Source organism: Streptomyces sp. NPDC092370, from assembly GCF_044755265.1.
Classification (GTDB): Bacteria; Actinomycetota; Actinomycetes; order Streptomycetales; family Streptomycetaceae; genus Streptomyces.
The window spans coordinates 25,460-49,591 of sequence record NZ_JBIVQO010000019.1 but is presented as its reverse complement, the minus strand read 5'-3'; the positions used below and the strand labels follow the sequence as shown (position 1 = coordinate 49,591).

22 protein-coding genes and 2 pseudogenes are annotated in these 24,132 nt (G+C 69.9%); 5 read left to right on the top strand and 19 right to left on the bottom strand.

Annotated elements, in window-relative coordinates; all coding sequences use genetic code 11:
- Positions 1 to 120: 120 nt before the first annotated feature.
- The 4 genes from ACIQHQ_RS35835 to ACIQHQ_RS35820 form a co-directional block, all read right to left on the bottom strand.
- Entirely contained in the window at positions 121 to 936 is an 816-nt protein-coding gene (locus ACIQHQ_RS35835; protein ID WP_402620500.1) for an SRPBCC domain-containing protein, read from the bottom strand.
- 110 nt (positions 937 to 1,046) lie between these two features.
- On the bottom strand, positions 1,047 to 2,702 hold the full coding sequence (locus tag ACIQHQ_RS35830) for a polyamine aminopropyltransferase (protein ID WP_402620497.1): 1,656 nt from the start codon (positions 2,700 to 2,702) through the stop codon (positions 1,047 to 1,049).
- Positions 2,703 to 2,833: 131 nt separating this feature from the next.
- Positions 2,834 to 3,361 (bottom strand): DUF2617 family protein, encoded by a 528-nt coding sequence (locus tag ACIQHQ_RS35825; RefSeq protein ID WP_402620494.1) that lies wholly within the window; start codon positions 3,359 to 3,361, stop codon positions 2,834 to 2,836.
- Between the two features lie 575 nt (positions 3,362 to 3,936).
- Positions 3,937 to 4,188 (bottom strand): hypothetical protein, encoded by a 252-nt coding sequence (locus ACIQHQ_RS35820; RefSeq protein ID WP_402620491.1) that lies wholly within the window; start codon positions 4,186 to 4,188, stop codon positions 3,937 to 3,939.
- A gap of 128 nt (positions 4,189 to 4,316) precedes the next feature.
- On the opposite strand from ACIQHQ_RS35820, the gene ACIQHQ_RS35815 reads away from it, so the two are divergent.
- Positions 4,317 to 5,555: a pyridoxal phosphate-dependent aminotransferase gene (locus tag ACIQHQ_RS35815; protein WP_402620488.1), complete on the top strand. Its 1,239-nt coding sequence runs from the start codon at positions 4,317 to 4,319 to the stop codon at positions 5,553 to 5,555.
- Positions 5,556 to 5,566: 11 nt separating this feature from the next.
- Here the strand turns inward: ACIQHQ_RS35815 and ACIQHQ_RS35810 are convergent.
- From ACIQHQ_RS35810 to ACIQHQ_RS35780, 7 genes and pseudogenes are all read right to left on the bottom strand, one after another.
- Positions 5,567 to 6,436: pseudogene (locus tag ACIQHQ_RS35810) on the bottom strand (hypothetical protein).
- Between the two features lie 97 nt (positions 6,437 to 6,533).
- A pseudogene (locus ACIQHQ_RS35805) lies at positions 6,534 to 6,644 on the bottom strand (transcriptional regulator); the annotation flags it as partial.
- A 45-nt stretch (positions 6,645 to 6,689) separates the two neighbouring features.
- Positions 6,690 to 7,151, bottom strand: a complete 462-nt coding sequence (locus ACIQHQ_RS35800; RefSeq protein ID WP_402620486.1) for a hypothetical protein — start codon at positions 7,149 to 7,151, stop codon at positions 6,690 to 6,692.
- A 17-nt stretch (positions 7,152 to 7,168) separates the two neighbouring features.
- Positions 7,169 to 8,014: a serine hydrolase domain-containing protein gene (locus tag ACIQHQ_RS35795; protein WP_402620484.1), complete on the bottom strand. Its 846-nt coding sequence runs from the start codon at positions 8,012 to 8,014 to the stop codon at positions 7,169 to 7,171.
- A 5-nt stretch (positions 8,015 to 8,019) separates the two neighbouring features.
- Positions 8,020 to 9,033 carry an HTTM domain-containing protein gene (locus ACIQHQ_RS35790; protein ID WP_402620675.1) on the bottom strand — a complete coding sequence of 338 codons (1,014 nt, stop codon included), beginning with the start codon at positions 9,031 to 9,033 and terminating at the stop codon, positions 8,020 to 8,022.
- Positions 9,034 to 9,038: 5 nt separating this feature from the next.
- On the bottom strand, positions 9,039 to 9,707 hold the full coding sequence (locus ACIQHQ_RS35785) for a DUF5819 family protein (RefSeq protein WP_402620482.1): 669 nt from the start codon (positions 9,705 to 9,707) through the stop codon (positions 9,039 to 9,041).
- Positions 9,708 to 9,709: 2 nt separating this feature from the next.
- Entirely contained in the window at positions 9,710 to 10,072 is a 363-nt protein-coding gene (locus tag ACIQHQ_RS35780) for a hypothetical protein (RefSeq protein ID WP_402620479.1), read from the bottom strand.
- A gap of 469 nt (positions 10,073 to 10,541) precedes the next feature.
- Between ACIQHQ_RS35780 and ACIQHQ_RS35775 the strand changes: the two genes are divergently transcribed.
- A complete protein-coding gene (locus tag ACIQHQ_RS35775) occupies positions 10,542 to 11,993 on the top strand; it encodes a phytoene desaturase family protein (RefSeq protein WP_402620476.1) in 1,452 nt (483 codons plus the stop codon).
- Positions 11,994 to 12,463: 470 nt separating this feature from the next.
- Here the strand turns inward: ACIQHQ_RS35775 and ACIQHQ_RS35770 are convergent, their stop codons facing one another.
- The gene (locus tag ACIQHQ_RS35770; protein ID WP_114254409.1) at positions 12,464 to 12,991 is read right to left on the bottom strand and encodes a YbjN domain-containing protein; all 528 of its coding nucleotides are present in this window, start codon (positions 12,989 to 12,991) and stop codon (positions 12,464 to 12,466) included.
- Positions 12,992 to 13,156: 165 nt separating this feature from the next.
- On the opposite strand from ACIQHQ_RS35770, the gene ACIQHQ_RS35765 reads away from it, so the two are divergent.
- Positions 13,157 to 13,621, top strand: coding sequence for a hypothetical protein (locus ACIQHQ_RS35765; protein WP_402620472.1), 465 nt, complete (start codon positions 13,157 to 13,159; stop codon positions 13,619 to 13,621).
- 12 nt (positions 13,622 to 13,633) lie between these two features.
- Here ACIQHQ_RS35765 and clpB read toward each other — a convergent pair whose 3' ends face one another.
- A complete protein-coding gene (gene clpB, locus ACIQHQ_RS35760; protein WP_402620468.1) occupies positions 13,634 to 16,231 on the bottom strand; it encodes an ATP-dependent chaperone ClpB in 2,598 nt (865 codons plus the stop codon).
- Between the two features lie 103 nt (positions 16,232 to 16,334).
- Between clpB and ACIQHQ_RS35755 the strand changes: the two genes are divergently transcribed.
- Complete coding sequence (locus tag ACIQHQ_RS35755) at positions 16,335 to 16,751, top strand: pyridoxamine 5'-phosphate oxidase family protein (protein ID WP_402620465.1); 417 nt, start codon at positions 16,335 to 16,337, stop codon at positions 16,749 to 16,751.
- Positions 16,752 to 16,918: 167 nt separating this feature from the next.
- On the opposite strand, the gene ACIQHQ_RS35750 is transcribed toward ACIQHQ_RS35755, so the two are convergent.
- A complete protein-coding gene (locus ACIQHQ_RS35750; RefSeq protein ID WP_283968140.1) occupies positions 16,919 to 17,254 on the bottom strand; it encodes a hypothetical protein in 336 nt (111 codons plus the stop codon).
- 370 nt (positions 17,255 to 17,624) lie between these two features.
- Here ACIQHQ_RS35750 and ACIQHQ_RS35745 point away from each other — a divergent pair, with 370 nt between their 5' ends.
- Positions 17,625 to 18,584, top strand: a complete 960-nt coding sequence (locus ACIQHQ_RS35745; protein ID WP_402620461.1) for a helix-turn-helix transcriptional regulator — start codon at positions 17,625 to 17,627, stop codon at positions 18,582 to 18,584.
- A 30-nt stretch (positions 18,585 to 18,614) separates the two neighbouring features.
- Here ACIQHQ_RS35745 and ACIQHQ_RS35740 read toward each other — a convergent pair whose 3' ends face one another.
- The 5 genes from ACIQHQ_RS35740 to dnaJ form a co-directional block, all read right to left on the bottom strand.
- Positions 18,615 to 19,658, bottom strand: a complete 1,044-nt coding sequence (locus ACIQHQ_RS35740; protein WP_402620458.1) for a LuxR C-terminal-related transcriptional regulator — start codon at positions 19,656 to 19,658, stop codon at positions 18,615 to 18,617.
- Positions 19,659 to 20,193: 535 nt separating this feature from the next.
- Positions 20,194 to 20,574: a DUF4288 domain-containing protein gene (locus tag ACIQHQ_RS35735; protein WP_402620455.1), complete on the bottom strand. Its 381-nt coding sequence runs from the start codon at positions 20,572 to 20,574 to the stop codon at positions 20,194 to 20,196.
- Between the two features lie 536 nt (positions 20,575 to 21,110).
- Positions 21,111 to 22,217, bottom strand: coding sequence for a sugar ABC transporter substrate-binding protein (locus ACIQHQ_RS35730; protein ID WP_402620452.1), 1,107 nt, complete (start codon positions 22,215 to 22,217; stop codon positions 21,111 to 21,113).
- A 269-nt stretch (positions 22,218 to 22,486) separates the two neighbouring features.
- Positions 22,487 to 22,939, bottom strand: a complete 453-nt coding sequence (locus tag ACIQHQ_RS35725; RefSeq protein WP_402620672.1) for a heat shock protein transcriptional repressor HspR — start codon at positions 22,937 to 22,939, stop codon at positions 22,487 to 22,489.
- Between the two features lie 5 nt (positions 22,940 to 22,944).
- Complete coding sequence (dnaJ, locus tag ACIQHQ_RS35720; protein ID WP_402620450.1) at positions 22,945 to 24,132, bottom strand: molecular chaperone DnaJ; 1,188 nt, start codon at positions 24,130 to 24,132, stop codon at positions 22,945 to 22,947.

The window sequence follows — 24,132 nt, the reverse complement described above, 5'->3', positions numbered from 1 at the left end:
CCCGTCCGACTGCCGAACGGCTCAGCGGCGCCTGCGCAGCGCCCGAACCGCCACGACGGCCGACGCCAGCGCCGCCGCCGGGGCCACCCAGCACGCGGGCCCGTCCGACTACCGAACGGCTCAGCGGCGCCTGCGCAGCGCCCGAACCGCCACGACGGCCGACGCCAGCGCCAGCGCCGCCGCCGGGGCCGCCCAGCGCAGGGGGGCCGCGGGCGTCACGGTCTGCGGCGCCGGCACGGGAGCGTACCGGCCGCGCGGCGGCGCGTGGTCCACCTCCTCGGCACTGCGCCCGATCATGGTCCGCCGCGCGTGCGCCGCCTCGGCGACGTCCTCCTCGTCGTCCTCGTCGTCCTCGTCCGCGGGTCCGGGCGGGGAGGGCGGGACATCGGCGCCGAAGACGGAGGGGCGCTCCGGGGCCGGGGGTTCCTCGGTGAGACCGGCACCGGCAGGGGCCTGCGCCCCTTCCCCCGCGTCGGCCCCGGCCGGGGGCCGCGGCGCCCGGTCGTCCGCGTCCGCGGCCGTCGCGGCCAGCTGCTCCGCGAAACGGTTCAGCAGCCGGACGACGGCCCCTTCCACCGCGTCCGCGGGGAGGTCCGTGATCCGGCCGTCCGCGGAGGCGGTGGCGTCGTACACGAGGGTGCAGCCGTCCGCCGCCTCGCGCAGGGCGATCCGCAGGGCGAACCGGACCGAGCCGCTGCCGCGCGCCTCCTGCACCTCGCCCTCGACGGCGTACGCGTCGTCGTCCCGCCGGAGCACCCGTACGGCACCCCGATACGTGACGGAGTGGCTGCCGACCCGGATCTTCAGCCGCCCGGCGACGGGCTCGGCGCCGGCGTCCTGCTGGAGCCCGGGAACGGCCCGGGCGACCCGCGCGGGGTCGTCCAGCACCTCCCTGAGCCGCTCCGCCGGAACCGGAACGAACACCTCGTGCTCCATGTCGACGGACTCTACCCAGCGGAGCCCGAAACGCACCCCCGCCTGAGGGATTCGCCCCCGATCCACCCCCGCCAGGCGTATCCTCGCGGCCCCTTGCGGGCGCGGCTTCCTCAGTACCGCGGATGCACCAGCGTCGACGCCGGCAACCCCTCGATCCGCGTCGCCCGCGCCGCCCGCTCCCCCGCCGCCAGCAGCTCCTCCGTGAGGACGCTCGGCCGTGGACCGTCCGGGTCGAGCCGCGGCCGCGGGTCCGTGCGGGCGGCCAGGACGAAACCCCAGTCCCGGGGCGCCCGGGAGCGGCCGGCGGGGGTGCGGTCGGGGCCGGTGGCGAAACCGGTGCGGCGGCCGCCGGTGCCGTAGGGGGCGGTGTCGAAACCGGCCGCGCGCAGCGTCGCCTCGACCGTCCAGTACACCCGGGGGCCGGACGCGACCGGCCCTGCGTGCACCACCAGCCTCCCGCGGGGGGCCAGCACCCGCCGGGCGAGGCCGTAGAACTCCTGCGAGTACAGCTTCGTGCTCGCGGTCATGCCCGGGTCCGGCAGATCCGAGACGACCACGTCGTACGTCGCCGGGTCCGCTCCGCGCAGCCGGCCGAAGGCGTCCTCGGTCGTCACCCGCACCCGCGGGTCGCCGAACGCGTGCTGGTTGAGCGCGGACAGGCCCGGGTCGGTGCGCGCCAGCCGGACCACCTCCGCGTCCGGTTCGACGACGTCGACCCGGTCCACGCCGGGGTGGCGCAACACCTCGCGTGCGGCCAGGCCGTCGCCGCCGCCGAGAATCAGCACACGTGCGTGCGGCCCGCTCATCGCGGGGTGGACGAGGGCCTCGTGGTAGCGCGGTTCGTCGCGTCCGCTGACCCGCAGGCGGCCGTCGAGGAACAGGTCGAGGGGCCTGCCGTGCGTGCCCCCGGTGAGGACGACCTCCTGCGCCCCGCTCCGGAGCGCCACGCGGACGTCCCCGCCGTACACCGCCCGCCGCGCGGCCTGTTCGAAGTCGTCGACGAGGACGGCCGCCGAGGCGAGGATCGCGAGGACGAGGGCGTTGCCGAGCAGCAGCAGCCACCGGGCACGCCGGGTCAGGTCCCGGCGGAACAGGCCGAGCACCAGCGCACCGCCGACGACCGCGTTGACCGCGCCGGTGAGCAGCGCGCCGGTCAACTGACCGAAGAAGGGCAGCAGAAGGAAGGGAAAGGCGAGGCCGCCGACGAGGGCACCGACATAGTCGGCGGCGAACAGGTCGGCGACCGCGCCGCCGGCGTCCTGGCGCCGGATGCGCTGGATCAGCTCCATCAGCAGCGGGACCTCGGCGCCGATGAGCAGGCCGGTGGCCAGGGAGAAGGCGACGAGCAGGCAGCGCGGCCCGCTGGCCCACATGCCGCCCCAGTCGCCGGACCAGGCGAACACGGCGTACAGGGCCATCGCGCTGCACCCGCCGACGAGCGCGAGGGTGGCCTCGACGGCGCCGAAGCCGGCCGCGGCGAGCCGGCGCAGCCGCTTCGCGGCGAGGGAGCCGATGCCCATCGCGAAGACCATGACGGAGAGCACGACGGACGCCTGTGTGACGGAGTCGCCCATCAAGTACGAGGCGAGCGCGACGAGTTCCAGCTCGTACACGAGTCCGCAGGCCGCGCAGACGAACACCCCCGCGAGGACCATGAACCGTCCGGTGCCGGGCCGGACGGGCAGTCGCGCCGGGCCGCCGGGACCGCCCGGCGCGCTCCGGGGCGGCGGGCAACCGGGCGGGGCGGGCGCGTGCGGCTCGATCACGCTGTGACGTTACGTCACACCTCGAGCGCGGTTCGTCACCCACACGTGTGGTGCTGGTTTACAGACGCCGGACATCGGTGCGAGATTCGGCTCGCCGCCCGCGGTTCGACCGGCCGGGCAGCGGTCGGCCGTCAGTCGGCGGAGGTAACCGCGGGAACCCGCATGCCCACCTTGGTGCGTGTCGCCACCAACTGCCCGTCCTGCGGATAGGCGTGCCAGGTCCGCCAGTGCACCTGCCCCTCGTGGTACTGGGCGAGCAGGGCCGTGAAAGCGTACGGGCTGCCGGGGAAGACGCCGACGAGGCCGTGCGGATGGTCGGAGACGAGGGCCAGCAACTCCTGGGCGCGGCCCGCGAAGGAGCCGGGCGAGAGCACCTCGACACGGGCCGCGAACTCGTAGTCCCAGTCGCCCACCCGTTCGGCGACGCCGAGCGGCAACGGAGTGCTGCTGCCGGCGATGCACGCCACCGTTTCCGAGCAGACCCCCCGCTCCTCTTCCAGCAGGACTTGGTGGGACGCACCGAGGAGCCGCAACTGCACTTTGATGCCCGCCAGTTCGAGATCGAGCGTGGCCAGCGCGGGGAGCGGCTCGCGCCCCAGGGCCCAGGCGAGATCGGCCGCGCGCGTGTCGGTGTAGGAGGTGTTCAGGGTCGTGAGCATGGATCGGCTCCGCAAGCACACAAAAGGAGAGGGAGAGGGAGAGGGGTCCGCTGCGCCCCGGTCGCACTGGGGGATGTCGGCCCGGGTCAGCCCGGTCGGCCGGTTACAGGAAGGTGTCCGCAGGACGTCCGAGGGGCTGCGTCGGTGACTTAGAGGGAATCATGAACGGTGGCGCCGCCACAGCGTTTTTACCCAAGTTCGTAGGGTTTCCATCCCTCAGAGGGCTCCACAGCTCAACTGTTCAACTACGGCGTGCGCTGGCACCGGGGAGGCGTGCGCCGGTGCGCCGTGGTTCACGCCCGGCGCCGCGACGGACGCGAGCCCGGGATGGGGCCGGCCCCCCGAAGGGGCCGCGCGACGCGCGCAGTTGCCGGGTCACCCCCGAACCGGCCACCACACGACGCGAGTTGTCCTACAGGCAGGGAACGTTGCCGGGATCCACCGGAGCCACTCGACAGACATTCGAGCGGCCACCCGTCCGAGGCGGCACCGATCCGCACATGACAACGCGGGGTCCGGGTGCGGACCCCGCGTTCGGTGGATGCGGCTTCCCGTCGTGAGACGGCCGACGTGGGTCAGCTGCCTCCGCCGCCGCAGCCACCGCCGCCGCCCCCGCAGGACGATCCGCCGCCGCAGGAGTGCCCGCCGCCGGAGGAGCCGGAGTCTCCCCCGCCGGCCCACCAGCTGTTGTGGCTGCTGCCGCTCGAACCGGTGGAAGCCCACGCCCCGCGACGCGCCGTCCGTCCGGAAGAGCCCCTGCGGGCCTTGGAGACCAGCGCCCCGACCAGGACGACTCCGACCACCGCCAGGATGATGCCGACGATCATGGCGTCACCCCTCCTTTCATTCCCCCGAAGCGGCCCCCCGTGGGCGCCTCGCTCTTGCGTGAAGCGGTGATGCCCTCCCCGCGCGCGGCTGAAAGCGGAGTTGAGGAACTCCAGAGCTTCGGCGCAGGATGACCGGCATGACCTCCAGCGCGCGCCCCCTCCTGAACCGCCGGCTCGCCGAGTTCGGGACGACGATCTTCGCCGAGATGTCCGCCCTGGCCCTGAGCACCGGTGCCATCAACCTCGGGCAGGGCTTCCCCGACACCGACGGCCCCGAGGAGATCCGGGAGGCCGCCGTACGGGCTCTGCGGGACGGCCGTGGCAACCAGTACCCGCCGGGCCCCGGCGTCCCCGAGCTGCGCACGGCGATCACCGCCCACCAGCAGCGCCGCTACGGCCTGTCCTACGACCCCGACACGGAGGTCCTGGTCACCGCGGGCGCCACGGAGGCCATCGCCGCCGCTCTGCTGGCCCTGGTGGAGCCCGGGGACGAGGTGATCGCCTTCGAGCCGTACTACGACTCCTACGCGGCGTGCATCGCCATGGCCGGCGGGCGCCGGGTGCCGGTCACCCTGCGGGCGCACGAGGAGGAGGGCCGGTTCCGTCTCGACCTCGACGAGCTGCGCGACGCCGTCACCGACCGCACCCGGCTGCTGCTGATCAACACCCCGCACAATCCGACCGGCACCGTCCTCACCCGTGAGGAACTGGCCGCGATCGCCGAGCTGGCGGTGGAGCGCGATCTGCTGGTGGTGACGGACGAGGTGTACGAACACCTGGTCTTCGACGACGCCGAGCACGTGCCGCTCGCGACGTTCCCGGGGATGCGCGAGCGCACGGTCACCATTTCGAGCAGCGGCAAGACCTTCTCGTTCACCGGCTGGAAGGTCGGGTGGGTGACGGCGACCCCGGAGCTGGTCACGGCGGTGCGCTCGGCGAAGCAGTACCTGACGTACGTCTCGGCGGGCCCGTTCCAGTACGCGGTCGCCGAGGCCCTGTCCCTCCCCGACTCGTACTTCACGGACTTCCGCGCCGACATGCTCACCAAACGGAACCTGCTGGCGGCGGGCCTCGCGGAAGCCGGGTTCCGGGTCTTCCACCCCTCGGGCACCTACTTCATCACCACCGACATCCGCCCCCTCGGCGAAACCGACGGCGTCGCCTTCTGCCGGAGCCTGCCGGAACGCGCCGGAGTCGTCGCCATCCCCAACGCGGTCTTCTACGACCACCGTGAGCAGGGCGCGCCCTTCGTACGGTTCGCGTTCTGCAAGCGGACGGGAGTGCTGGAGGAGGCGGCGAAACGCATGTCAATCGGCCTCGGACGACCCAGCCCCCATCTCGGGGGTCACTCACCTACTCATCCATGAGCCCCACCGGCTCAGCCCGCCGCACGCAGACGTTGCCCGGCGAGACGGTCCGGGCAGCTCCGGCAGTGTCCGGGCTGCGGGGCGCGGAAGCCACGCTCGCAGCCGTCGCAGGTCTGGAAGGGCAGCAAGCCCGGGCGCTCGACCGCCGGGGGCAGCGGGGGAGGCGTCGGCAGCGGAGTTTCCCTGAGCCGGAAGGCGAGGTCGCTTGCCGGCCGGGCCCTGAAAATGGTCGGGGAGCCGTACGGTCAGCAGCTCCGTGATCTCCCGCGGCCCGACTCCGGCCCCCAGCCACTCGGCGACCGCCGGTGCCAGGCGGGCGGCCTCCTGGGCGGACAGGACGAGGCGGGGGTCCACCCGGCGCAGGGCGGTGAGTACGGCGACCGCCTCGGGGTCGGCGTCGGCGAGTGCGGGTGCCTGGCCGCCGGGCTCCTCAGGAGCGGGCGCGGGCGCCGCCGCCCGCCGGGTCTCCGGGACGGTGGGCTGCTTCCGTGGCCGGGGCTTTGGCGGCTCGGGCGGGTCGTCCGGGCCTTCGCTCCGGGGCACGTGTAGAAGTACGTCCGGGTACGCACCGCCCCGGTGGGCGTCCGTTCGCGGCGGCGCTCCAGGTGCCCGGCCGCTTCGAGGTCCCTGAGCGCTCGCGAGATAAGGATCTCGCCCTCGCTGAAGTGCTCGCACAGGGCGGTGATGGTCACGGGGGAGCCGTCGGGCAGGGAGGCGATGTACGCCGTGACGCCGATCGTGACCGCGCTGCCTCGTCGCTGGGCGAGGGCGTTGGAGATCACCGTGAAGTCGGCCGTGAGGCGGGTGCGTACGTGGATCACGCCGGAAGTCGGAGCTCCGGCGTCGGCACGCAGGAGCGCGTGAGACTGCGGGTCAGCCATCGGGAAGGGCCTACTTCCGTCCGGATCCTCGATGACTTGACTGTATTGCGCGCCCTCGGTGTAGACGATCTCCGAGCCGTCCGGCATGGTGAGCAGCGAGCAGATCCTCCGCACCGAGCGCCACATCCAGCGCACGCGCCAGCTCCAGCGTCGGCTTCGCTCCGGACGCCCGCTCGATCTGCGTGATCCGCGTGCTCACCACATGCGTGTCTCGACGCTTCGACTCCCAGCCGCGTTCAGCGTCTCGCTGACGTCACCCAGTCGGCTTGGTGACAGGCCATGAGGTCACACTCTGCCAGGGGCCGCACTGACTGGTGTTCTGTGTGCCCTTGCACACGGTGAGGCTGCCGGTGGTCGTGAACGAGTAGGACCGTCGCACCTCGACAGGGACACTGCCCGGACCGCACAGCTCTGCCTGCTTGCGTGGAACGCCCGGCACGAGGTCGGCATTGAACTTCGTCCACAGCGAGTAGCAGCCCTCGGCGGAGTTCGACAGCTTCCCTTTGATCACCAGGGTCGGCGTGGGGCCTGTCCCTTCGGTCCACCGCTCACCCGAGGCGGAAGCGGTGGCGTACGCGGCCGACCAAGGGACAGGGCCCGACGCTCTGGCGCTCTGCGCGGCGACAGCCGTGGCCGCCGTGGCCGCCGTGGCCGCCGTGCCGAGCAGAACGGCGCTGATGCCCGTGATGACAGCGGATCGGATACGTGCATGCATCGTGACCCCTTCTCGATTCACTGGGAATGCGCTGTGCGCAGGTATTCCAGGCCGGTGCGGTCCGTCGCGTCGGGCGAGCCGCTCAGACGGTGGACCACCGTCCAGCGGCCGTCAGGCACGGCGCCGGCGAAGCAAGACGCCGTACCTGTCGCTCCGTTGTGCCAGATCAGGGGCAGTGGCCCCGAACGTTGCCATCCGAGGCCTGGTTCCCCGAGCGTACGGTCGAGTACGAGACCGGTCAGCACACGTGACAGCGTGCGAGGGCTCGCCCACAGGCCGCCTGCGGGCAAGATGGCTCCCGTCATGGTCCACGGTTTCACCCTGCGGCCGAACCATCCGGTCGGCAGCAAGCTGCTGTGCTGTGGCGGTCGGGCCGTCATGGCCTCTCGCGGCAGGCCGAGCGGGGACAGCACGTGCACGGCGACGAGTTCGTCGTATTCCTGGCCCGTTGCTGCGGTCAGTGCCGCCCCGAGCACCGCGTAGCCGAAGTTGGAGTACTCCTCGTGCGCGCCGGCGGGGCCATCGGCGAGCCGGTCGAAACCGGCGAGCAGTTGGCGCAGCCGGTCAGCGGTGAAATTCCGGTACGGGTCGAGACGAGAGGTACCCGGGGGCAGGCGAGGCAGACCCGAGGTGTGCTCGGCGAGGTGGCGCAGGGTGATGCCGGTTCCTGACGGGACGTCGAGCCATCGTTCGACGGGGTCGTCAACCGTGAGGACACCTTGCTTGGCCAGCTGCTGCAGGATGGTTCCGGTGATGACCTTGGTGAAGGAGCCCACCTCTGCGTACTTGTCGGGATCGTGTTTGCCGGTGACGATCGGAGCGGTGTGGGAGCTGCCGATGATGCAGGTGGGGACGCTGCGCATGGCCCTCACCTCGCAGCTTGGGGAACGGGGGCAGCGGCCGGGGTGTCACTTTCCGGTGCGTCCCGGTCGGTGACCGTCGGGATGCTCCCGGGCTGCTTCTGTGTCCAGCGTTCGCGGGTGGTCCGTGCCATCTGGCGAGCGCGGGACAGCGCAGAGGAGAGGAAGATGAGGTCGCAGGCGATCATCGTGAGGGCGAACGCGGTGAGGCCCATGAACACGCCGATGGACACATGGAACGCGATGGAGGCCGCCGCAGTCCACGGGCGCAAGCCGGGCACCAGGATCCCCATAGGGAAGTACACCAGGAACAAGGTGGTGCTGTAGGTGCCGAGGAAGACGAGCAGGTCGTTGTTGTAGACGAGGTTGGACAAACCTGGCAGCTCGAACTCGGGAACGCGCATGATGTAGAAGAGCGCGGTGCCGTCCTGCCACACCTCTCCCTGCACCTTGTACAGACCACTCACCACGTACACGAGACACATCTGTACGGCGATCGCCACTACGCCGAGGTTGTGCAGCGGCACACCGAGAGAGCGCACGCTCCCCGGGAGTCGTCCGATGACGCGGTCGGCGACTCCGCTCGAGAACGAGAAGTTCTGGTAGCAGTTCGTCAGGAGCAGCATCGGGATCACGAGTTGGGCGAGGTTGTCTCCCCCGTCCAGGAAGGCCGATTGCCGTTCGTAGAGCGACCAGATGAGGATCCCGTGCGCCGCGAGAACCGCTCTGCCCCCCACTCCTACGGTCACAGCCAGGGCGGCGAGCACGCCGAGGTGGAAGACCGCTTCGAACCAGACTTCGGACGTGCTCCAGGCGTAGAGGCTGAAGCTTCCCTTCTCCTGGATTTGTTCTAGGAAGAGGCGGTGCGGAAGGACCGAATCGGCTCCCGGGCCGAAGAGGTAGCTCCGATCGCCGTAGTGGCTCAGGTAGTACATGAGCCCGACGAAGCCGAGCAGGGCGCGGGCGCCTGAAACTCCCAGTGCGGCTACGGGGCGACTGGCAGCTGAGTCAATCGTTTTCATGATGCTCACTGCAGTTCAACCGCCTTTTTCCACGGCAAGTCGTAAATATCCAGCACGCTCTTTGCTTTTGAGTTGTTTCGCTGTGACCACGGGGGCAGTTTCTTGATGTACATGCGCGCCTGGACGGCGGTCGGGCTCGCGCCATCCGGGCAGACGTTGCGTATCTGGGTCAGCGCGAAACGGGACAAGGAGCGCTCTGCGTCCTTGTGCTGACTCTTCTCGTAGGGCGTCAGAGGGACGTCATGTTTTCCGTCTTTCGCCTCTGAGTCTTCGTCATTCTCTTCTTTCTGCTTCTGACGGAGACGCCACAGCAGGTCATCTGAATCGTTGAGTTGATTGAGTCCGTTGCTTACGAGCCGTACCGTACGAGAAGGGAAGAATCGATCTTCCTGAGTCTCCTTGATCAAGGGGCCCGTCACATCGTAGTAACGCGTGACCGCACCGTCGGCGCACTTCGCGCGCGCGACTATCCCTTGGTCGTCTTTGGTCGGATCCGGAGCGAACAGACTCCAGTTCTGCGTGAAGTACGGCTCCAGATAGCCGCTGATAACTCCATGCAGCTGAATTTTGGCTGGGCTGAGTGGCGCCTGAGAAAACGCCGCGATAGAGAAGTGGGCGCCCAGGAGGGCGGCACCAGCCAGCAGTGCCGCCCTCTGGATGCGCCGATGGCGCATTGTCACCTGTCGAAAACAGTCGCCGCAGCGGAGGCGCCGTCACCCGACACCTTCGCAGGCGGGGCGAACAGGCTGAAGTTGTTGGCAACCTGTCCCGCCTGGCTCGCGACCGATCCCGCAGCGGCCCGCGCGTGAACGCCGGCCCGAGCGGCAGCTCGGCCGACGGCCCGGCCGGCCGCCACGGCAGCCCGGCCGGCAGCGCGGGCCTGAGGCGCCTTCGGAGCGTCCTCGGTAGTGGCCTGAGCGCTCAGGGCCGCGGTCGCCTGCGGCGGCGTGGAGGCCTGAGCGGAACCCTGCATCGACACGGTCAGGAACGTGCCGGCGACGGCCACGCCGATGACGGCAGCGGCATTCTTCTTCTTCATGTTTTCCCCTCTATTGTTTACTGCCTGATCGCCTGAGGGGAGAGCAGCGACGCACCCGAGATGTTGGTCAGACATCAACAGCGGCATGTTTGAAGATACTGGTCAGGCATCTTCGACCGCTCGTCCCCCGTAGACGAATCAGCCTTCCGACGAAGTCGGAAGATTTCTTGCGACACGCGCTCCGTAAGTCAACTTGTTTTTGTAAGTTGATTCCTCACGCCCGTCGCGATTCCTGATGATCTTATGGAGATTGGCGCAGGCATCTCAAGGAGTAGGCGCGTGATGATCATCACAGCGATATGGAATTAAACATTCCGGAAGTTCCCGCTCCGGCGGTCGCCGCGGTCTGCACCGGGTGGCCACTGCGACATATCGCCAAGCGCCCGCATAAAGTCGCCGTCGATGACTTCCGGCGTCGGGCGGCTCCCATTTGCCGCCGGCCCCGAGTGGCAAAACTTACGGAGGATGCATGGAACCCGATGCGATTGTGGTAGGAACCGGCCCGAACGGCCTTGCCGCTGCGGTCACTCTGGGGAGGGCAGGCCTCAAGGTCGCCTTGTACGAAGCCCGCACAACCATCGGAGGCGGGCTGCGGACGGAACCACTCTTTGATGCCGAAATAGGACACGACATCTGTTCCGCCGTTCACCCTATGGCCGTTGTGTCCCCTTTTTTTCGTCAGTTCGACCTGGCGTCCCGAGGGGTGAACATGGTGTACCCATCCGTCAGCTACGCTCACCCCCTGAAAAACGGACTCGCCGGCCTTGCTTACCGGGATCTGGAAGCGACCTGCGCCCATCTCGGTCCGGACGGTGAGCGCTGGCGTCGTCTCATGCAGCCGTTGGTCGACCACTCCCAGGAACTGGTGGACTTCGTCCTGTCGGGGCAAAGAAGACTCCCGCGAAGCCTTGCCGTCCCAGCTCTCCTGGGTTCCCGCTTGCTTGCCCACGGCACTGCGCTGGCGCCCCACCGCTTCAGCACCGAGGTAGCCCGCTCGCTCCTCACCGGGGTGGCGGCGCACGCAGTCGGCAGACTTCCGTCCCTTGCCTCGGGCGCAGTCGCCATGCTCCTCGGACACCTCGCGCACGCCAGCGGCTGGCCGATCCCGGAGGGAGGCAGCGCTCGCATCGCCGACGCGCTCGCCGACGACATCACCGCCCACGGCGGAACCTTCCACACGGATCACCATGTGACCAGCCTCGATGAACTCCCCCGGGCGAAGCTGGTGCTTCTCGACACAAGCCCCAAGACGTTCACGGAGGTCGCAGGTGACCGGCTTCCGGCCGGTTACCGGCGAGGCCTGGCACGATTCCGGTACGGGCCGGCAGCAGCCAAGGTGGACTTCCTCGTCTCAGAGCCGATCCCCTGGGCCAACCCTGCCGTAGGGAAAGCCGCAACCGTTCATCTGGGGGGAACCCAGGCAGAGATGTTCGAAGCCGAGACCAAGACTGCCGCCGGCATTCGACCTGAGGAACCGTTCGTTCTGCTGGTCGACCCCGCCTCGGCCGATCCGGGCCGCGCCAAACCGGGGCGACGTCCTGTGTGGGCCTACGCGCACGTCCCCAACGGTGACGCGATGGACCCGACCGCGATGGTCACGGCGTGCATCGAGCGCTACGCGCCCGGATTCGCCGACACGGTGATCCATCGACGCGGGATCAGCGGTGCCGAGTACCAGGCATACAACGCGAACTATGTGGGCGGGGACATCGGGGCAGGTGCTATGACTCTCTGGCAGTCCGTGATGCGCCCTGTTCCACGTTTCGATCCATACCGCACACCGCTGACCGGTGTCTACATGTGCTCTGCGTCCACGCCGCCCGGCCCGAGCGTTCACGGCATGTCGGGTTACCTTGCCGCGCTGTCAGCTCTCCGCCGTGAGTTCGGCATCCGTACTCCTCCGCACCTCGGGCCACGGTGAGGAGCCGCCGGGGTGGTGAGCGGGTCTCCCGCTCGCCGACGCCGGCCATTTCGTCCGGCCAGGACAACACCCGTCTGGGCCTGCATCCTGGCCGGTGTACGGGATTACCCTGCGACCTCGGTCGGCTCGTCCTTGGATTTGTCGGGGTAGATCAACCGCACGCCACCGCCGATCACCAGGAAGCAGCTCAGCAAGAGGGCGAAGCGCACGAACCTCACGCCGCCCTCCCAGTCAGCGGAAGGACCCAAGACCAACCAGAACGCGACACCCATCCCCGCAATCACAACCGCTACGCCCAGTAACCGGCGCACCCTTGCTCCCTTCTTTGCGATCTTCAGTCAGCCGTTCACTCTACTCATCGGAAACAACGGCGCAGGGTTGGGTACGCCCGTGTGCGAAAAGGCAAACGGCGCGTACAGCACGTACCTGCTCGTACGCGCCGACGCGCCGTGCGAGGCCCTGCGGAGGGCCTACTCGTCGTCCTCGGGCTTCTCCGCCTCGTTGATCTCCTCCTCGAGGCCGAGCTGCTCGATGAGCCACTTGTCGAACTCGATCGCGGCGCGCACCCAGCTGACCGTGGAGGAGACGAAGTGCTCCAGGCTCACGCCCATGCCGATCAGCATCTGGGCCTCGCCGATGAGGCGGACCGTGCCGTCGTCGTGGGTGTGGCTGTAGACCTTCGGCCACAGGGTGCGGCGGTTCCAGTCGTCGATGGACTCGAGGATCTGCGGCTTGGCCTCGATCTCGTGGGGCCGGTCGTAGAACGTCCGCACGGAGAAGACCTGCTGGTCTCCCTCTCCACGGAACATGAAGTAGGTGCGGAACTGCTCCCACGGCGCCGCGAGGTCTCCCTCGTCGTCGACGACGTACTTGAGCTCCATCTGGTCGAGGAGCTGCTTCACGAGGTCCTGATCCGGGACGACGGGGCCCGCCGGTCCTTGCGGCTGCGGCTCGGGCTGGCCCCCGAAGTTCGGAATCGAGGACGGGTCGATGGTCACCGTGATTTTCCCTTCGTACGGATCCCGCCATCCTCCCCCATGCGGGGAGGGGGGTGGCAAGCCCCGACTACCCCGCTAAGCCCATGGCTGACACGATCCGGTCAATCGCAACCCCCGGGTGCCCCGAACCGTCCTCCTGAACAGCGACCGGAGGGGGCGACGGACATGCGGGAAGCAGACAGGGGCCGTACCCGGTGGGGGCTCGTAGCCGCGCCGGTGCTGGTCCTCGGTCTCCTGATTGTCGGTCTCGCCCTGTGGGCCCACTCGGACGAGGAGGAACCTCGCGCGGGCGCGGCGGCGACCGTGCCCTGCGCCGAGGCCCTGGCTTTCGGCGCCGCCGGGCGCCCCGCGACCGCCGGCACCGGCGACTGCGCCGTGCAGCGGGGCATCGACATCGCGTACACGGCGGTGCTGCGGATGCCGCGCGAGGACGTGCGCGGCTGGCTGCGCGAGACGTACCCGGACGCTCCGGAGCCGCGCACGGGCGGCGGCTCCTGCGGGGCGCTGTGCCTCGACGTGACGCACGAGAACGGACTGCCCGGCACGGCGGAGGCACACGTGGTGCAGGTGAGGGTGGAGTACGTGAACGCCGAGACGGCGCTGGTGCGCTTCTCGGCGTTCACGATGTGACCGGGGACGGTCCTACAGCGTCTTGCCCGGCGCCGGTCCCACCAGCAATCCGTCCTCGAAGCGGTCCACCCGGACCGTGTCGCCGTCCTTGATCTCCCCGGACAGGATCTCCTTGGCGAGCCGGTCGCCGATGGCGGACTGGACGAGCCGCCGCAGCGGCCGGGCGCCGTACGCCGGGTCCAGGCCCTCCTCGGCGAGCCAGGCCAAGGCCTCGGGCGTGATGTCCAGGGCGAGGCGCCGCTCGGCGAGCCGCTTGGCCAGGCGGTCCAGCTGGAGCTTCGCGATGCGCTCCAGCTCGGGCTTGGTCAGCGCGGCGAAGACGACCAGGTCGTCCAGGCGGTTGAGGAACTCCGGCTTGAAGGAGCTGCGTACCACCTCCAGGACCTGTTCCTTCTTCTCCTGCTCGCTGGTCACCGGGTCGACCAGGTACTGGCTGCCCAGGTTCGACGTCAGCACCAGGATGGTGTTGCGGAAGTCGACCGTACGGCCCTGTCCGTCGGTCAGGCGCCCGTCGTCCAGCACTTGGAGGAGGATGTCGAAGACCTCGGGGTGCGCCTTCTCCACCTCGTCCAGCAGGACGACGGAGTACGGCCGCCTGCGCACGGCCTCCGTGAGCTGGCCGCCCTCCTCGTAGCCGACGTATCCGGGCGGGGCGCCGACCAGCCGGGCCACGCTGTGCTTCTCGCTGTACTCCGACATGTCGATGCGGACCATCGCCCGCTCGTCGTCGAAGAGGAAGTCGGCGAGGGCCTTGGCCAGCTCGGTCTTGCCGACGCCGGTCGGGCCGAGGAAGAGGAAGGATCCGGTGGGCCGGTCGGGGTCGGCGATCCCGGCTCGGCTGCGGCGTACCGCGTCGGACACCGCGCGCACGGCCTCGGTCTGGCCGATGAGCCGCTTGCCCAGCTCGTCCTCCATGCGCAGCAGCTTCTGCGTCTCACCCTCCAGCAGCCGCCCGGCGGGGATGCCCGTCCAGGAGGCGACGACGTCGGCGATGTCGTCGGCGCCGACCTCCTCCTTGACCATGGTGTCCTTGGCGACCTCCTCCTCGGCCTCGGAGGCGGCCTCCAGTTCCTTCTCCAGGGCCGGGATCTCGCCGTAGAGGAGCTTGGAGGCGGTGTCGAAGTCGCCGTCGCGCTGGGCGCGTTCGGCCTGGCCGCGGATCTCGTCGAGGCGTTCCTTCAGTTCACCCACGCGGTTGAGGGACTGCTTCTCCTTCTCCCAGCGGGCGGTGAGGCCGCGCAGCTCCTCCTCCTTGTCGGCGAGGTCGCGGCGCAGCTTCTCCAGGCGCTCGCGGGAGGCCGCGTCGGTCTCCTTGCCGATCGCCAGCTCCTCCATCTTGAGCCGGTCGACGGCGCGCTGGAGTTCGTCGATCTCGACGGGCGAGGAGTCGATCTCCATGCGCAGCCGCGAGGCGGCCTCGTCGACGAGGTCGATGGCCTTGTCGGGCAGGAAGCGGGAGGTGATGTACCGGTCGGACAGGGTCGCCGCCGCGACCAGGGCGCTGTCGGCGATCTGCACCTTGTGGTGGGCCTCGTAGCGGCCCTTGAGCCCGCGCAGGATCGCGATGGAGTCCTCGACGGTCGGCTCGGCGACCAGCACCTGCTGGAAGCGCCGCTCCAGGGCCGGGTCCTTCTCGATCCGCTCGCGGTACTCGTCGAGCGTGGTCGCACCGACCATGCGCAGCTCACCGCGGGCCAGCATCGGTTTCAGCATGTTGCCGGCGTCCATGGCGGAGTCGCCGCCGGCACCGGCCCCGACGACGGTGTGCAGCTCGTCGATGAAGGTGATGATCTGCCCGTCGGAGTCCTTGATCTCGGCGAGGACGGTCTTGAGCCGCTCCTCGAACTCGCCCCGGTACTTGGCGCCCGCGACCATGGCTCCCAGGTCGAGCGCGACGAGCCGCTTGTCCTTCAGCGATTCGGGCACGTCACCCTTGACGATCCGCTGGGCGAGCCCTTCGACGACGGCGGTCTTGCCGACGCCGGGTTCGCCGATCAGCACCGGGTTGTTCTTGGTCCGCCGGGACAGCACCTGCACCACGCGCCGGATTTCCTGGTCCCGGCCGATGACGGGGTCGAGCTTCCCCTCCCGCGCGGCGGCGGTGAAGTCGGTCCCGAACTTCTCCAGGGCCTTGTACTGGCCCTCGGGGTCGGCGGTGGTCACGCGTCGCTGTCCTCGTGTCTTCTGGAAGGCGGCCTGGAGCTTCTTGGCGTCGGCCCCCTGCTGGGACAGCACCTCGCCGGCCGCGCCGCCCTTCGCGGCCAGGGCGATGAGGAGGTGCTCGGTGGAGAGGTACTCGTCCCCCAGCTCCTTGGCGCGGGCCTGCGCGTCCGCGACGACGGCGAGCATCTCGCGGTTGGGCTGGGGCGGCGCGACGGTCGACCCGGTCACGCTCGGCAGCCCGGCGAGCACGCGCTCGGCTCCGGCGCGTACGGCCGCCTGGTCGGCGTCGACCGCGGCGAGCAGGTCGGTGATGTTCTCGTTGTCCTGTCCCTGGAGCAGCGCGAGCAGCAGATGGGCCGGGGTGAGGTCGGGGTGCCCCTCGGTCACGGCCCGGTTGCTGGCAGCGTTGATCGCGTCCCGGCTCCGGTTGGTCAGCTCGGCGTCCACGTTCGCGTTCTCCTCCTTGCACTGACCCGAACGGCTTGCACAAAGTTGAGTCTAGTGCACTCAAGGACGGTTCCGGGAGGGCCGGAGGGTCTAAGTTCCGAGCATGGCGACCAAGTACTCCGTGGATCCGGGCGCTCCGGACCCGTCGTTTCTCGGCTTCTGGCGGGAGCGGCACCTGTGCACCCTGACGACTCCCCGCCCGGACGGCACTCCGCATCTGGTACCCGTCGGGGTCACCTACGATCCCGAGGCCCGTCTGGCTCGGGTGATCACCAACCGGGCGAGCGCGAAGGTGCGGTACGTGCGGGCCGCCGGGGACCAGGGGGCGGCCGTGGCCGTGTGCCAGCTGGAGGGCCGCCGCTGGGCGACACTGGAGGGCCGGGCCTTCGTGAGCGAGGAGCCGGACCGGGTCGCCGAGGCGGTGCGGCGCTACGCGGAGCGCTACGGCAGGACTCCGTCGCCGAACCCCGCGCGCGTGGTGATCGAGATCCACCTGACGCGGGCCATGGGGCGGGGTTGAGCGAAGTGAATATCCACACCGGTGATCGATTGAATCCGGCCACCCCCGAACTCGGACGATGCCCGGAAATATCCCGGAAAACTGCAGCGGCGTCACCGTGTTCAGGTCACGGTGACGCCGCTGCGGGGGGAAGCGCCTGAGCGATCTGTTACGACGGGGGAATCGCGTCAGGCACTGCGGGGGGTGGCAGAGATGGTCCGCGGGACAGGGGAGTCGGCCTCCACCTGCTGATGGTCCCGCTGGTCCAGGTTCACGAAGATCATTCCGTACCGTACGGCACATCGCACTGGCTGCGGCGCCCCCCGAGGCCGCCGCAGACACCGGTACGCCCGTACGTCCTCGTCGTCGTCCCGCGTGACGACCACCGGCTCGCCGAAAACAGTCACCATCAACGAGTCACCGCTGTGGGGGATGGCGGTGACCAGGTCGATGAAGTGCCAGCCCGACCGGTAGGCGGTGGCCATTTCACGACGGAAGGAGCGGTCGTCGGGTGGAGTGGTCACGGTCAGCTCCCGGATCCGGCTGCTCCGGGGCTCGGCCAGCTGCTGTTCTCCGCTCCGTGAGCGCTGTTCACGGCGACGGACGGCCAGCTGCTGTTCGCCCGAACATCGTCCTTCACATCGGAGAAGCCACTCAGCGTACCGAGGGCCACAACGGCGGAGAAGGCGGCGACAAGCACCGAGCGAAGCATTCTGTTACGCATAGTCGGCTTCGTCCTCACTTGAAAGTCCCCTTTTCCCCCGTCGAGTACGACGATGGCTCATTCGGGCACGTCATGGCCACACAATCGATGCATCATGTTCCTGCATGTTCAGGACCCTGGGGGGTGGAGATTTGACATCAAATCAGACAAAGGAGACACATCCCCATGCGATGACCGAGTGGTGCGATGAGGGCGGCCGTCTGTATGCCGCCGCACTGCGCGCCGGACGCATCGCACGTGAGGACGTGGAGCCCGCTCCGTGCCTGATGGACTTCGCCCTGCTCCACCCCGACCCGGACGACCCCGGCTGGCTGCGGCCGGTGCCGCCCGCGGTCGCCCTGTCCCGGCGGCTCAACCCCCTGGAGCAGGAGATAGCCGACCGCCGGCGCCTGGCAACCGGTCTCGCCGAGACCTTCGAGCCGTTCATGACCCTGGGCACCCAGCTGGCCGCGACCAGTGACGCCATCACTGTGCTGGAAGGCGGCGAGCGAATCAATGCCGCACTCAACATGGCCACTTTGCAGTGCCAGGCGGAGATGCTCACCGTCCAGCCCACCGACCGGATGTCCGAACGCAGCCTTCTGCGCGGTCTGGAACGCGACCGGCCGCTGATCGAACGCGGTGTGCGCATCCGGACTCTGTATCAGCACACCGCCCGCTACAACCCCGAACAGCTCGCCTACGCCGCCCAGCTCTCCAACGGCAAAGCGGAGTACCGCACGATCGACGAACTCGTCGAGCGCCTGATCATCTGCGACGAGTCCGTCGCCTTCATCCCCGCCCGCGACGATCAGCAGGTGGCCCTGGAACTGCGCCATCCCGGCCTGGTCCGCTACCTCATCAAGCTCTTCGAGTACCTGTGGGACCGGTCGGTTCCGCTCAGCACCGGCACCCCGTACGAGACCGCCCGCGACGGCATCACCGAGATCCAGTACTCCATAGCCAAGCTCCTGGTCGAGGGCCACGTCGACGAGGCCATCGCCCGGCGTCTCGGCATGAACGTGCGCACCTGCCGGGCCCACATAGCCAAGCTCGCGTCCGCTCTGGGCAGCGGCAGCCGCGCCCAACTGGGTTACCTCATCGCCCAGTCCGGCATCCTGAAGCAGGATCAGGAAGGGGCCTCTGGTTGACCTCGCGGCCCCAGGGCGCAGCTCGGCGCCTCATCGGGCGGTCCGGGATCCTTGATCAGGGACGCTGAGGGGCGGGGTCACGGCCGAGGGGGGCGGGCCGTCCAGGCCCGCCTGGGCGATGCGTACGCCGAGTTGCGTACGGCTCGCCGCCCCCAGCGTCTCCGAGAGGCGCGCGATGTGCGCCCGGCACGTCCGGACGCTTATGCCCAGCCGTTCCGCGATGACGGCGTCCTGATGCCCTTCCGCCAGCAGCGCGGCGATCGACTGCTCCCGGTGCGAGATGCCCTCGATGCCGGTGTCGGGGAGCGGGGCCTTGAGGGGGATGGCCAGGCGCCACAGCCGGTCGAAGACCGTGACGAGGTACTCGACGATCGCCGGGTGCCGTAGCTCGAGGGCCATCGTGCGGTCGGTGTTGGCGGGGATGAACGCCACCGTCCGGTCGAAGAGGATCAGCCGGTCGATCACCTCGTCCAGCGTGCGTGCCTCCACCGCGTCGCCCATCAGCTCCAGGTAGGTCAGCAACCCCTGCCCGTGCCGGGCGACATGCGTGTACAGGTCCCGCATCCGCACCCCGCGCCCCCGCAGGGCCAGCGCCCGGTGCAGGCCCTCGGAGAGCTCCGCCTCGCGGCGGATGCCGCCGGGCTGGACCGTGAGCACCTCGGTGGTGCACGCCTGGGTCGCCTCGTCCATCGCGGCCTGGATGCGCGCGAGTCCGTCCAGGACCCGGATCGCCGGGCCCTCCGCCGCCGACGCGGCCGGCCGCACCTGGCGGCCCAGTCCGGCGTACCACTCGACGGCCGTGACGGCCGAGCCCAGCCGCCGCTGACTGGCACTGACCTCGTCGTACATCCCGCGCAGCAGCCGGGTCATGACCTCCTGCGGGGAGGTCGGCACCAGCCAGTCCATGTCGTCGGGGTCCGGGTGCAGCAGGGCGAGTTCCAGCAGGCAGGGCACCGGTTCCGCGTCCCGGCGCGGCACCCGGCCGCGCCGTACGGCCCGGGAGTACACGCGGTCCCCGGTCTCGCACAGTCGGTCGGCACCATGGGGATGCTCATCCGCCCCGTGCCCGGCCATCGCCCATCCCACCCCCGGTTTCGCCGTCTTTCCGCAGCGCAACTATGCGCGGACCGGCCGTGCTCCGCAACACGGCTCGACCACAACCGAGCCGCCTTTCGGCCCACTTGGAACCGGTATGCGCGGGGTGCCGCGTGGCCGGTGACCGCACGCCGGGGTGACGTGCGTGCAGGTCGTGCGACCGGCCGGTCTGTGCTGGGGCCGACGTGGCGTCGCAGGAACCGCCGAGAAGGTGGGCGTACGTCTTAGCGCCCGTCGGGCCGGACGGTCGCTCCGGCCGGTGCGGCCACCGCTCCGTGGGCTCCCCGGGCACGGGGCGACGGGTCCCGGCCCCGCGTATCGACCGGGTCCGTGGCGGGACCGCGACGGCTTTGTCGCGTTCCACGGCGTCGGGGCGGCGACCGTCGTGGCGTGTCGCAGGCCCGGTACGCGGCCGCGCGCCGGGCTCCGGTTCACGACGGGACGCGCAACGCGCCCGGGCCGAGCACGGGAGACGGTGGCCGGTCCCATGCCCCGCCCCGGCGGCCGGCCGCGGCTAGGCGCCGTCGTCCTCGCGGGCGAGCAGTGGCTCCACTCGCTCGTACGCCGCCCCGTCGCGGAAGTGACGCGTGTACAGGCCGGCGTCACCGCCGAGGCCGGCGTCCTCGGCTTCCTTCACGTCGACGATCGTCTTCAGTCGCCAGGTGCCCGTCTCCTGCCGGTCGTTCAGGGAGCCGGTCTCCGCCGCGCGCGCCCACCGCTCGACCCGCTCTCTGGCGGACCGCTCGTCGACCGCGTGCACCAGGACGAAGTTCTCCTGGTACAGGAGCTGCTCCGGTTCCCCGGCCGGGGCCGGGCCGGAGGTGGTCGCCTCCCTCACCACCTGGGCGACGTAGGGCTGCGGGGCGGGCTGCCCGGCACCGGTTCGGCCGGTCACACTCACTCCCGTCCGCACGTCGGTCAACGCGCCGCCCGCCCGCCGCCACGTGTCGAAGCGGCGGTCGTTCAGCAGCTTCCACGCCTGGACATCATCCCCGTCGGTGGGCAACCCCCGCCGGACGGAGCGCTTCTCACAGCGGGAGACGAACCGGGCGGCGGCCAGGCCGTCCGCGGCGAGACGGTCACCTACCCGGACACCGGTGCCGGTGCGGTGCCGGTGCCGGTGCCGGTGCGGTGCCGGTGCCGGTGCCAGTGCCGGTCCCGCCGGTTCCGGTGCCGGTCCCGTTGCCGGTGCCGTTGCCGGTTCCGGTGCCGACTCCAGTGTCCGTCTTGGTCCCGGTGTCGGTGCCGGTCCCGGTCCCGGCTCCAGTCCCGGTCCCGGTCCCGGTCCCGGCTCCAGTCTCGGTGCCGGTCCCTGTGTCGGTCCCGGTACCGGCTCCAGTGCCGCGAACGCGGGCGGGCACCCGTCAGACGCCGGTCGAGAGGCGAGTTGCGCGGGCGCCAGGACAGTCCCGCGTCAGCCCCCGCCGGTGGCTACTTCAGGCCGATGGCCCGGCACGCCGCCTTGTACTCGGCCGTGCAGATGTCCGCCAGCTTGTAGATGTCGTCCGCGATCACCGTGTCCTTGATGTTCTCCTTGGTGAGCGCGACCACGGGCACGAGCTGCGCCGGGATGCCCTTGTGCGTGGGGCTGTCGACCTTGTCGCGGGCCAGGGAGGCGAACTGGATGTCGCGGCCCTGGACCTTGGCGACGGCCATCTCCGCGGCGTTCTCCGCCTCCTGCGGGTACGACTTGTACACGCTCATGTACTGCTCGCCGCTGATGATCCGCTGCACGGCCGGCAGCTCCGCGTCCTGCCCGGTGATCGGCGGCAGTTCGGTCACGCCCGCTGCCTGAAGTGCCTTGATGATGCCGCCGGCCATGCCGTCGTTGGCGGAGTACACCGCGGCGATGTTGCCCTTGCCGATCTTCTCGATCGCCAGGGCCATGTTGGCCTCGGCGTTCTCCGGCTTCCAGTCCTTGGTGTCGAAGGACTCGGCGATCGTCACGTTGCCGTTCAGCTCGGACATGGCCCCGGCCTTGAACTGCTTGGCGTTCGGGTCCGTGGGCGAGCCGTTCATCATGACGATCTTGTCGGAGAGGCTCGCCTTCTCGCCGATGGCCTCCAGCAGGGTGCGGCCCTGGACCTCGCCGACCAGCTCGTTGTCGAAGGAGATGTAGGCGTCGATCGGGCCCTCGGCCAGCCGGTCGTAGGCGATGACCGGAATGCCGGCCTCCTTCGCCTTCTTCACGCCGCTCGCGATGGCCTTCGAGTCGACGGCGTCCAGCAGGATCACGTCGACCCGGTCGTCGATCATCTGCTGCAGCTGGTCCGCCTGCTTGTCCGCGCTCGCCTCCGCGTTGGCGTACGCGACGCGGCCCTTGTCGTTGGTGAGCGACTCGACCTTCGTCTTGATGATCGGGTAGTCGAAGTTCTCGTACCGCGTGTTCGCCTTCTCCGGCAGCAGCAGTCCGACGGTGATGTCGTTGCCCTTCGCCGGGCTCGCGTCGTCACTGCTCCCGGTCGCGTTGAGCACGCCGCAGCCGGCGAGCGTGACGGACATCGTGGCGGCTGCCACGGATATGGCGATACGACGCATGCGGGAGCTCACTTCGCGTGTGATTCGGACGTGGGCACAGCTTTCCGCCCATGTGACTGAAAAGCCAACGCGGACGCGACCCCCAGCGTCAAGCGGAACCACTTAACGAGATGACAACACCACGCTCCGCAGCAGTTGTGAAGACTCTGCGGAAGCACCTCCAAGCGCCGCGCACGTGCAGGTCACCCACCGAAGAGCGGGTGAAACCGGCCCAAGGCATACGAAAAGGGCCGGGAGTCAACTCCCGGCCCTTTCGCGTCGCCTGCGCGTCAGTCGGACTGCTGCTGCCGTTTCGGCCGCCACACCACCAGCGCGCTGGTCTGTTGCATCTCCTGGTACGGCACCAGATCGCGGCGGTACGACGCGTGCACCGCCGCCTCGCGCTGGCGCATCGCCGCCGCCGCGCCGTCGAGCGCGTCCTCCAGCTCGGCGACCCGGGCCTGGAGCGCGGCGACTTGGTTCTCCAGTTCGATGATGCGCTTGATTCCGGCCAGGTTGATGCCCTCGTCCTGCGACAACTGCTGGACCGTGCGCAGCAGTTCGATGTCGCGCGCCGAGTAGCGGCGGCCCCGGCCCGCGGTGCGGTCGGGGGACACCAAACCCAGCCGGTCGTACTGGCGCAGGGTCTGGGGGTGCAGGCCGGACAGCTGGGCCGCCACCGAGATGACGTAGACCGGGGTTTCCTCGGTCAGTTCATACGGGTTGCGCCGACGACCGTCCATCTGACTCATGCTCCCTTCGCGGCCTGGAACAGATCCGCCCGCGGATCCTCATCCGCGGTCACCTCGCGATACGCCTCGAGTGCGTCACGAGCTTTCCCCGTCAGGTCCTTCGGAACACTCACCTCGACGGTGACCAGGAGGTCCCCGCGGGTGCCGTCCTTGCGGACCGCGCCCTTGCCCCGGGCACGCATGGTGCGCCCGTTGGGCGTGCCCGGAGGCAGCTTCAGGGTGACGGGCGGGCCGCCCAGGGTGGGTACCCGCACCTCGCCGCCGAGGGCCGCCTCGACGAAGGTCACGGGGACGGTGACCGTGAGGTTGTCCTCCTTGCGGCCGAACACCGGGTGGGAGTCGACGTGCACGACCACGTACAGGTCGCCCGCCGGGCCGCCGCGCTCGCCCGGCGCCCCCTTGCCGCGCAGCCGGATCCGCTGGCCGTCGCTGACGCCCGCGGGGATGCGCACCTGCATGGTCCGCGAGGACTTGGCCCGGCCGCTGCCCTTGCAGACCTCGCAGGCGTTCTCCGCGATCAGGCCGCGGCCTTTGCAGTCCGGGCAGGGGTCGGTGAGGGAGAAGCCGCCGCCGCTGCCCCGGGCGACCTGCCCGGTGCCCACACAGGTCGGGCACACGCGGGGTGTGCCGTTCTTGTCGCCGGTGCCCGAACAGGCCTTGCAGGGGGACTGCGAGGACATCCGCAGCGGGACGGTCGCACCCTCGATCGCCTCGGTGAAACTGAGCGTGACCTCGGACTCGATGTCCTGGCCGCGCCGGGCGTGCGCGCGCGTCCCCGGTCCGCCCGCACCGCCGCGGTTGAACAGGCCCCCGAAGACGTCACCGAGTCCGCCGCCGAAGCCGCCGGCTCCCTGACCGCCGCCTTGGGCGCCGCCTCCGAAGAGGTCGCCCAGGTCGAAGTTGAAGGAGCCGCCCGCGCCGCCCGGCCCCGGGCGGAAACCGCCGTTGCCGAAGAGGGCGCGCGCGTCGTCGTACTCCTTGCGCTTCTTGGGGTCGCCGAGGATGTCGTTGGCCTCGGAGATCTCCTTGAAGCGCTCCTCCGCCTTGACGTTGCCCTTGTTGGCGTCCGGGTGGAACTCGCGGGCGAGCTTCCGGTACGCCTTCTTGATCTCGGCCTCGGTGGCGTCCTTGGGGACGCCGAGGACCTTGTAGTAGTCCTTCTCGATGAAGTCCTTGGTGCTCAT

Bases quoted from the DNA above. Each gene is read 5' to 3' on its own strand.
- ACIQHQ_RS35825 (WP_402620494.1), bottom strand. From the start codon at position 3,361: ATGCTCACGACCCTGAACACCTCCTACACCGACACGCGCGCGGCCGAT.
- ACIQHQ_RS35725 (WP_402620672.1), bottom strand. From the start codon at position 22,939: ATGGACGGTCGTCGGCGCAACCCGTATGAACTGACCGAGGAAACCCCG.
- dnaJ (WP_402620450.1), bottom strand. From the start codon at position 24,132: ATGAGCACCAAGGACTTCATCGAGAAGGACTACTACAAGGTCCTCGGC.
- ACIQHQ_RS35765 (WP_402620472.1), top strand. From the start codon at position 13,157: ATGCGGGAAGCAGACAGGGGCCGTACCCGGTGGGGGCTCGTAGCCGCG.
- ACIQHQ_RS35745 (WP_402620461.1), top strand. From the start codon at position 17,625: ATGACCGAGTGGTGCGATGAGGGCGGCCGTCTGTATGCCGCCGCACTG.
- ACIQHQ_RS35740 (WP_402620458.1), bottom strand. From the start codon at position 19,658: ATGGCCGGGCACGGGGCGGATGAGCATCCCCATGGTGCCGACCGACTG.
- ACIQHQ_RS35815 (WP_402620488.1), top strand. From the start codon at position 4,317: ATGACCGGCATGACCTCCAGCGCGCGCCCCCTCCTGAACCGCCGGCTC.
- ACIQHQ_RS35800 (WP_402620486.1), bottom strand. From the start codon at position 7,151: ATGCATGCACGTATCCGATCCGCTGTCATCACGGGCATCAGCGCCGTT.
- ACIQHQ_RS35780 (WP_402620479.1), bottom strand. From the start codon at position 10,072: ATGAAGAAGAAGAATGCCGCTGCCGTCATCGGCGTGGCCGTCGCCGGC.
- ACIQHQ_RS35775 (WP_402620476.1), top strand. From the start codon at position 10,542: ATGGAACCCGATGCGATTGTGGTAGGAACCGGCCCGAACGGCCTTGCC.
- ACIQHQ_RS35730 (WP_402620452.1), bottom strand. From the start codon at position 22,217: ATGCGTCGTATCGCCATATCCGTGGCAGCCGCCACGATGTCCGTCACG.
- ACIQHQ_RS35820 (WP_402620491.1), bottom strand. From the start codon at position 4,188: ATGATCGTCGGCATCATCCTGGCGGTGGTCGGAGTCGTCCTGGTCGGG.
- ACIQHQ_RS35790 (WP_402620675.1), bottom strand. From the start codon at position 9,033: ATGAAAACGATTGACTCAGCTGCCAGTCGCCCCGTAGCCGCACTGGGA.
- ACIQHQ_RS35795 (WP_402620484.1), bottom strand. From the start codon at position 8,014: ATGCGCAGCGTCCCCACCTGCATCATCGGCAGCTCCCACACCGCTCCG.
- ACIQHQ_RS35835 (WP_402620500.1), bottom strand. From the start codon at position 936: ATGGAGCACGAGGTGTTCGTTCCGGTTCCGGCGGAGCGGCTCAGGGAG.
- ACIQHQ_RS35785 (WP_402620482.1), bottom strand. From the start codon at position 9,707: ATGCGCCATCGGCGCATCCAGAGGGCGGCACTGCTGGCTGGTGCCGCC.
- ACIQHQ_RS35755 (WP_402620465.1), top strand. From the start codon at position 16,335: ATGGCGACCAAGTACTCCGTGGATCCGGGCGCTCCGGACCCGTCGTTT.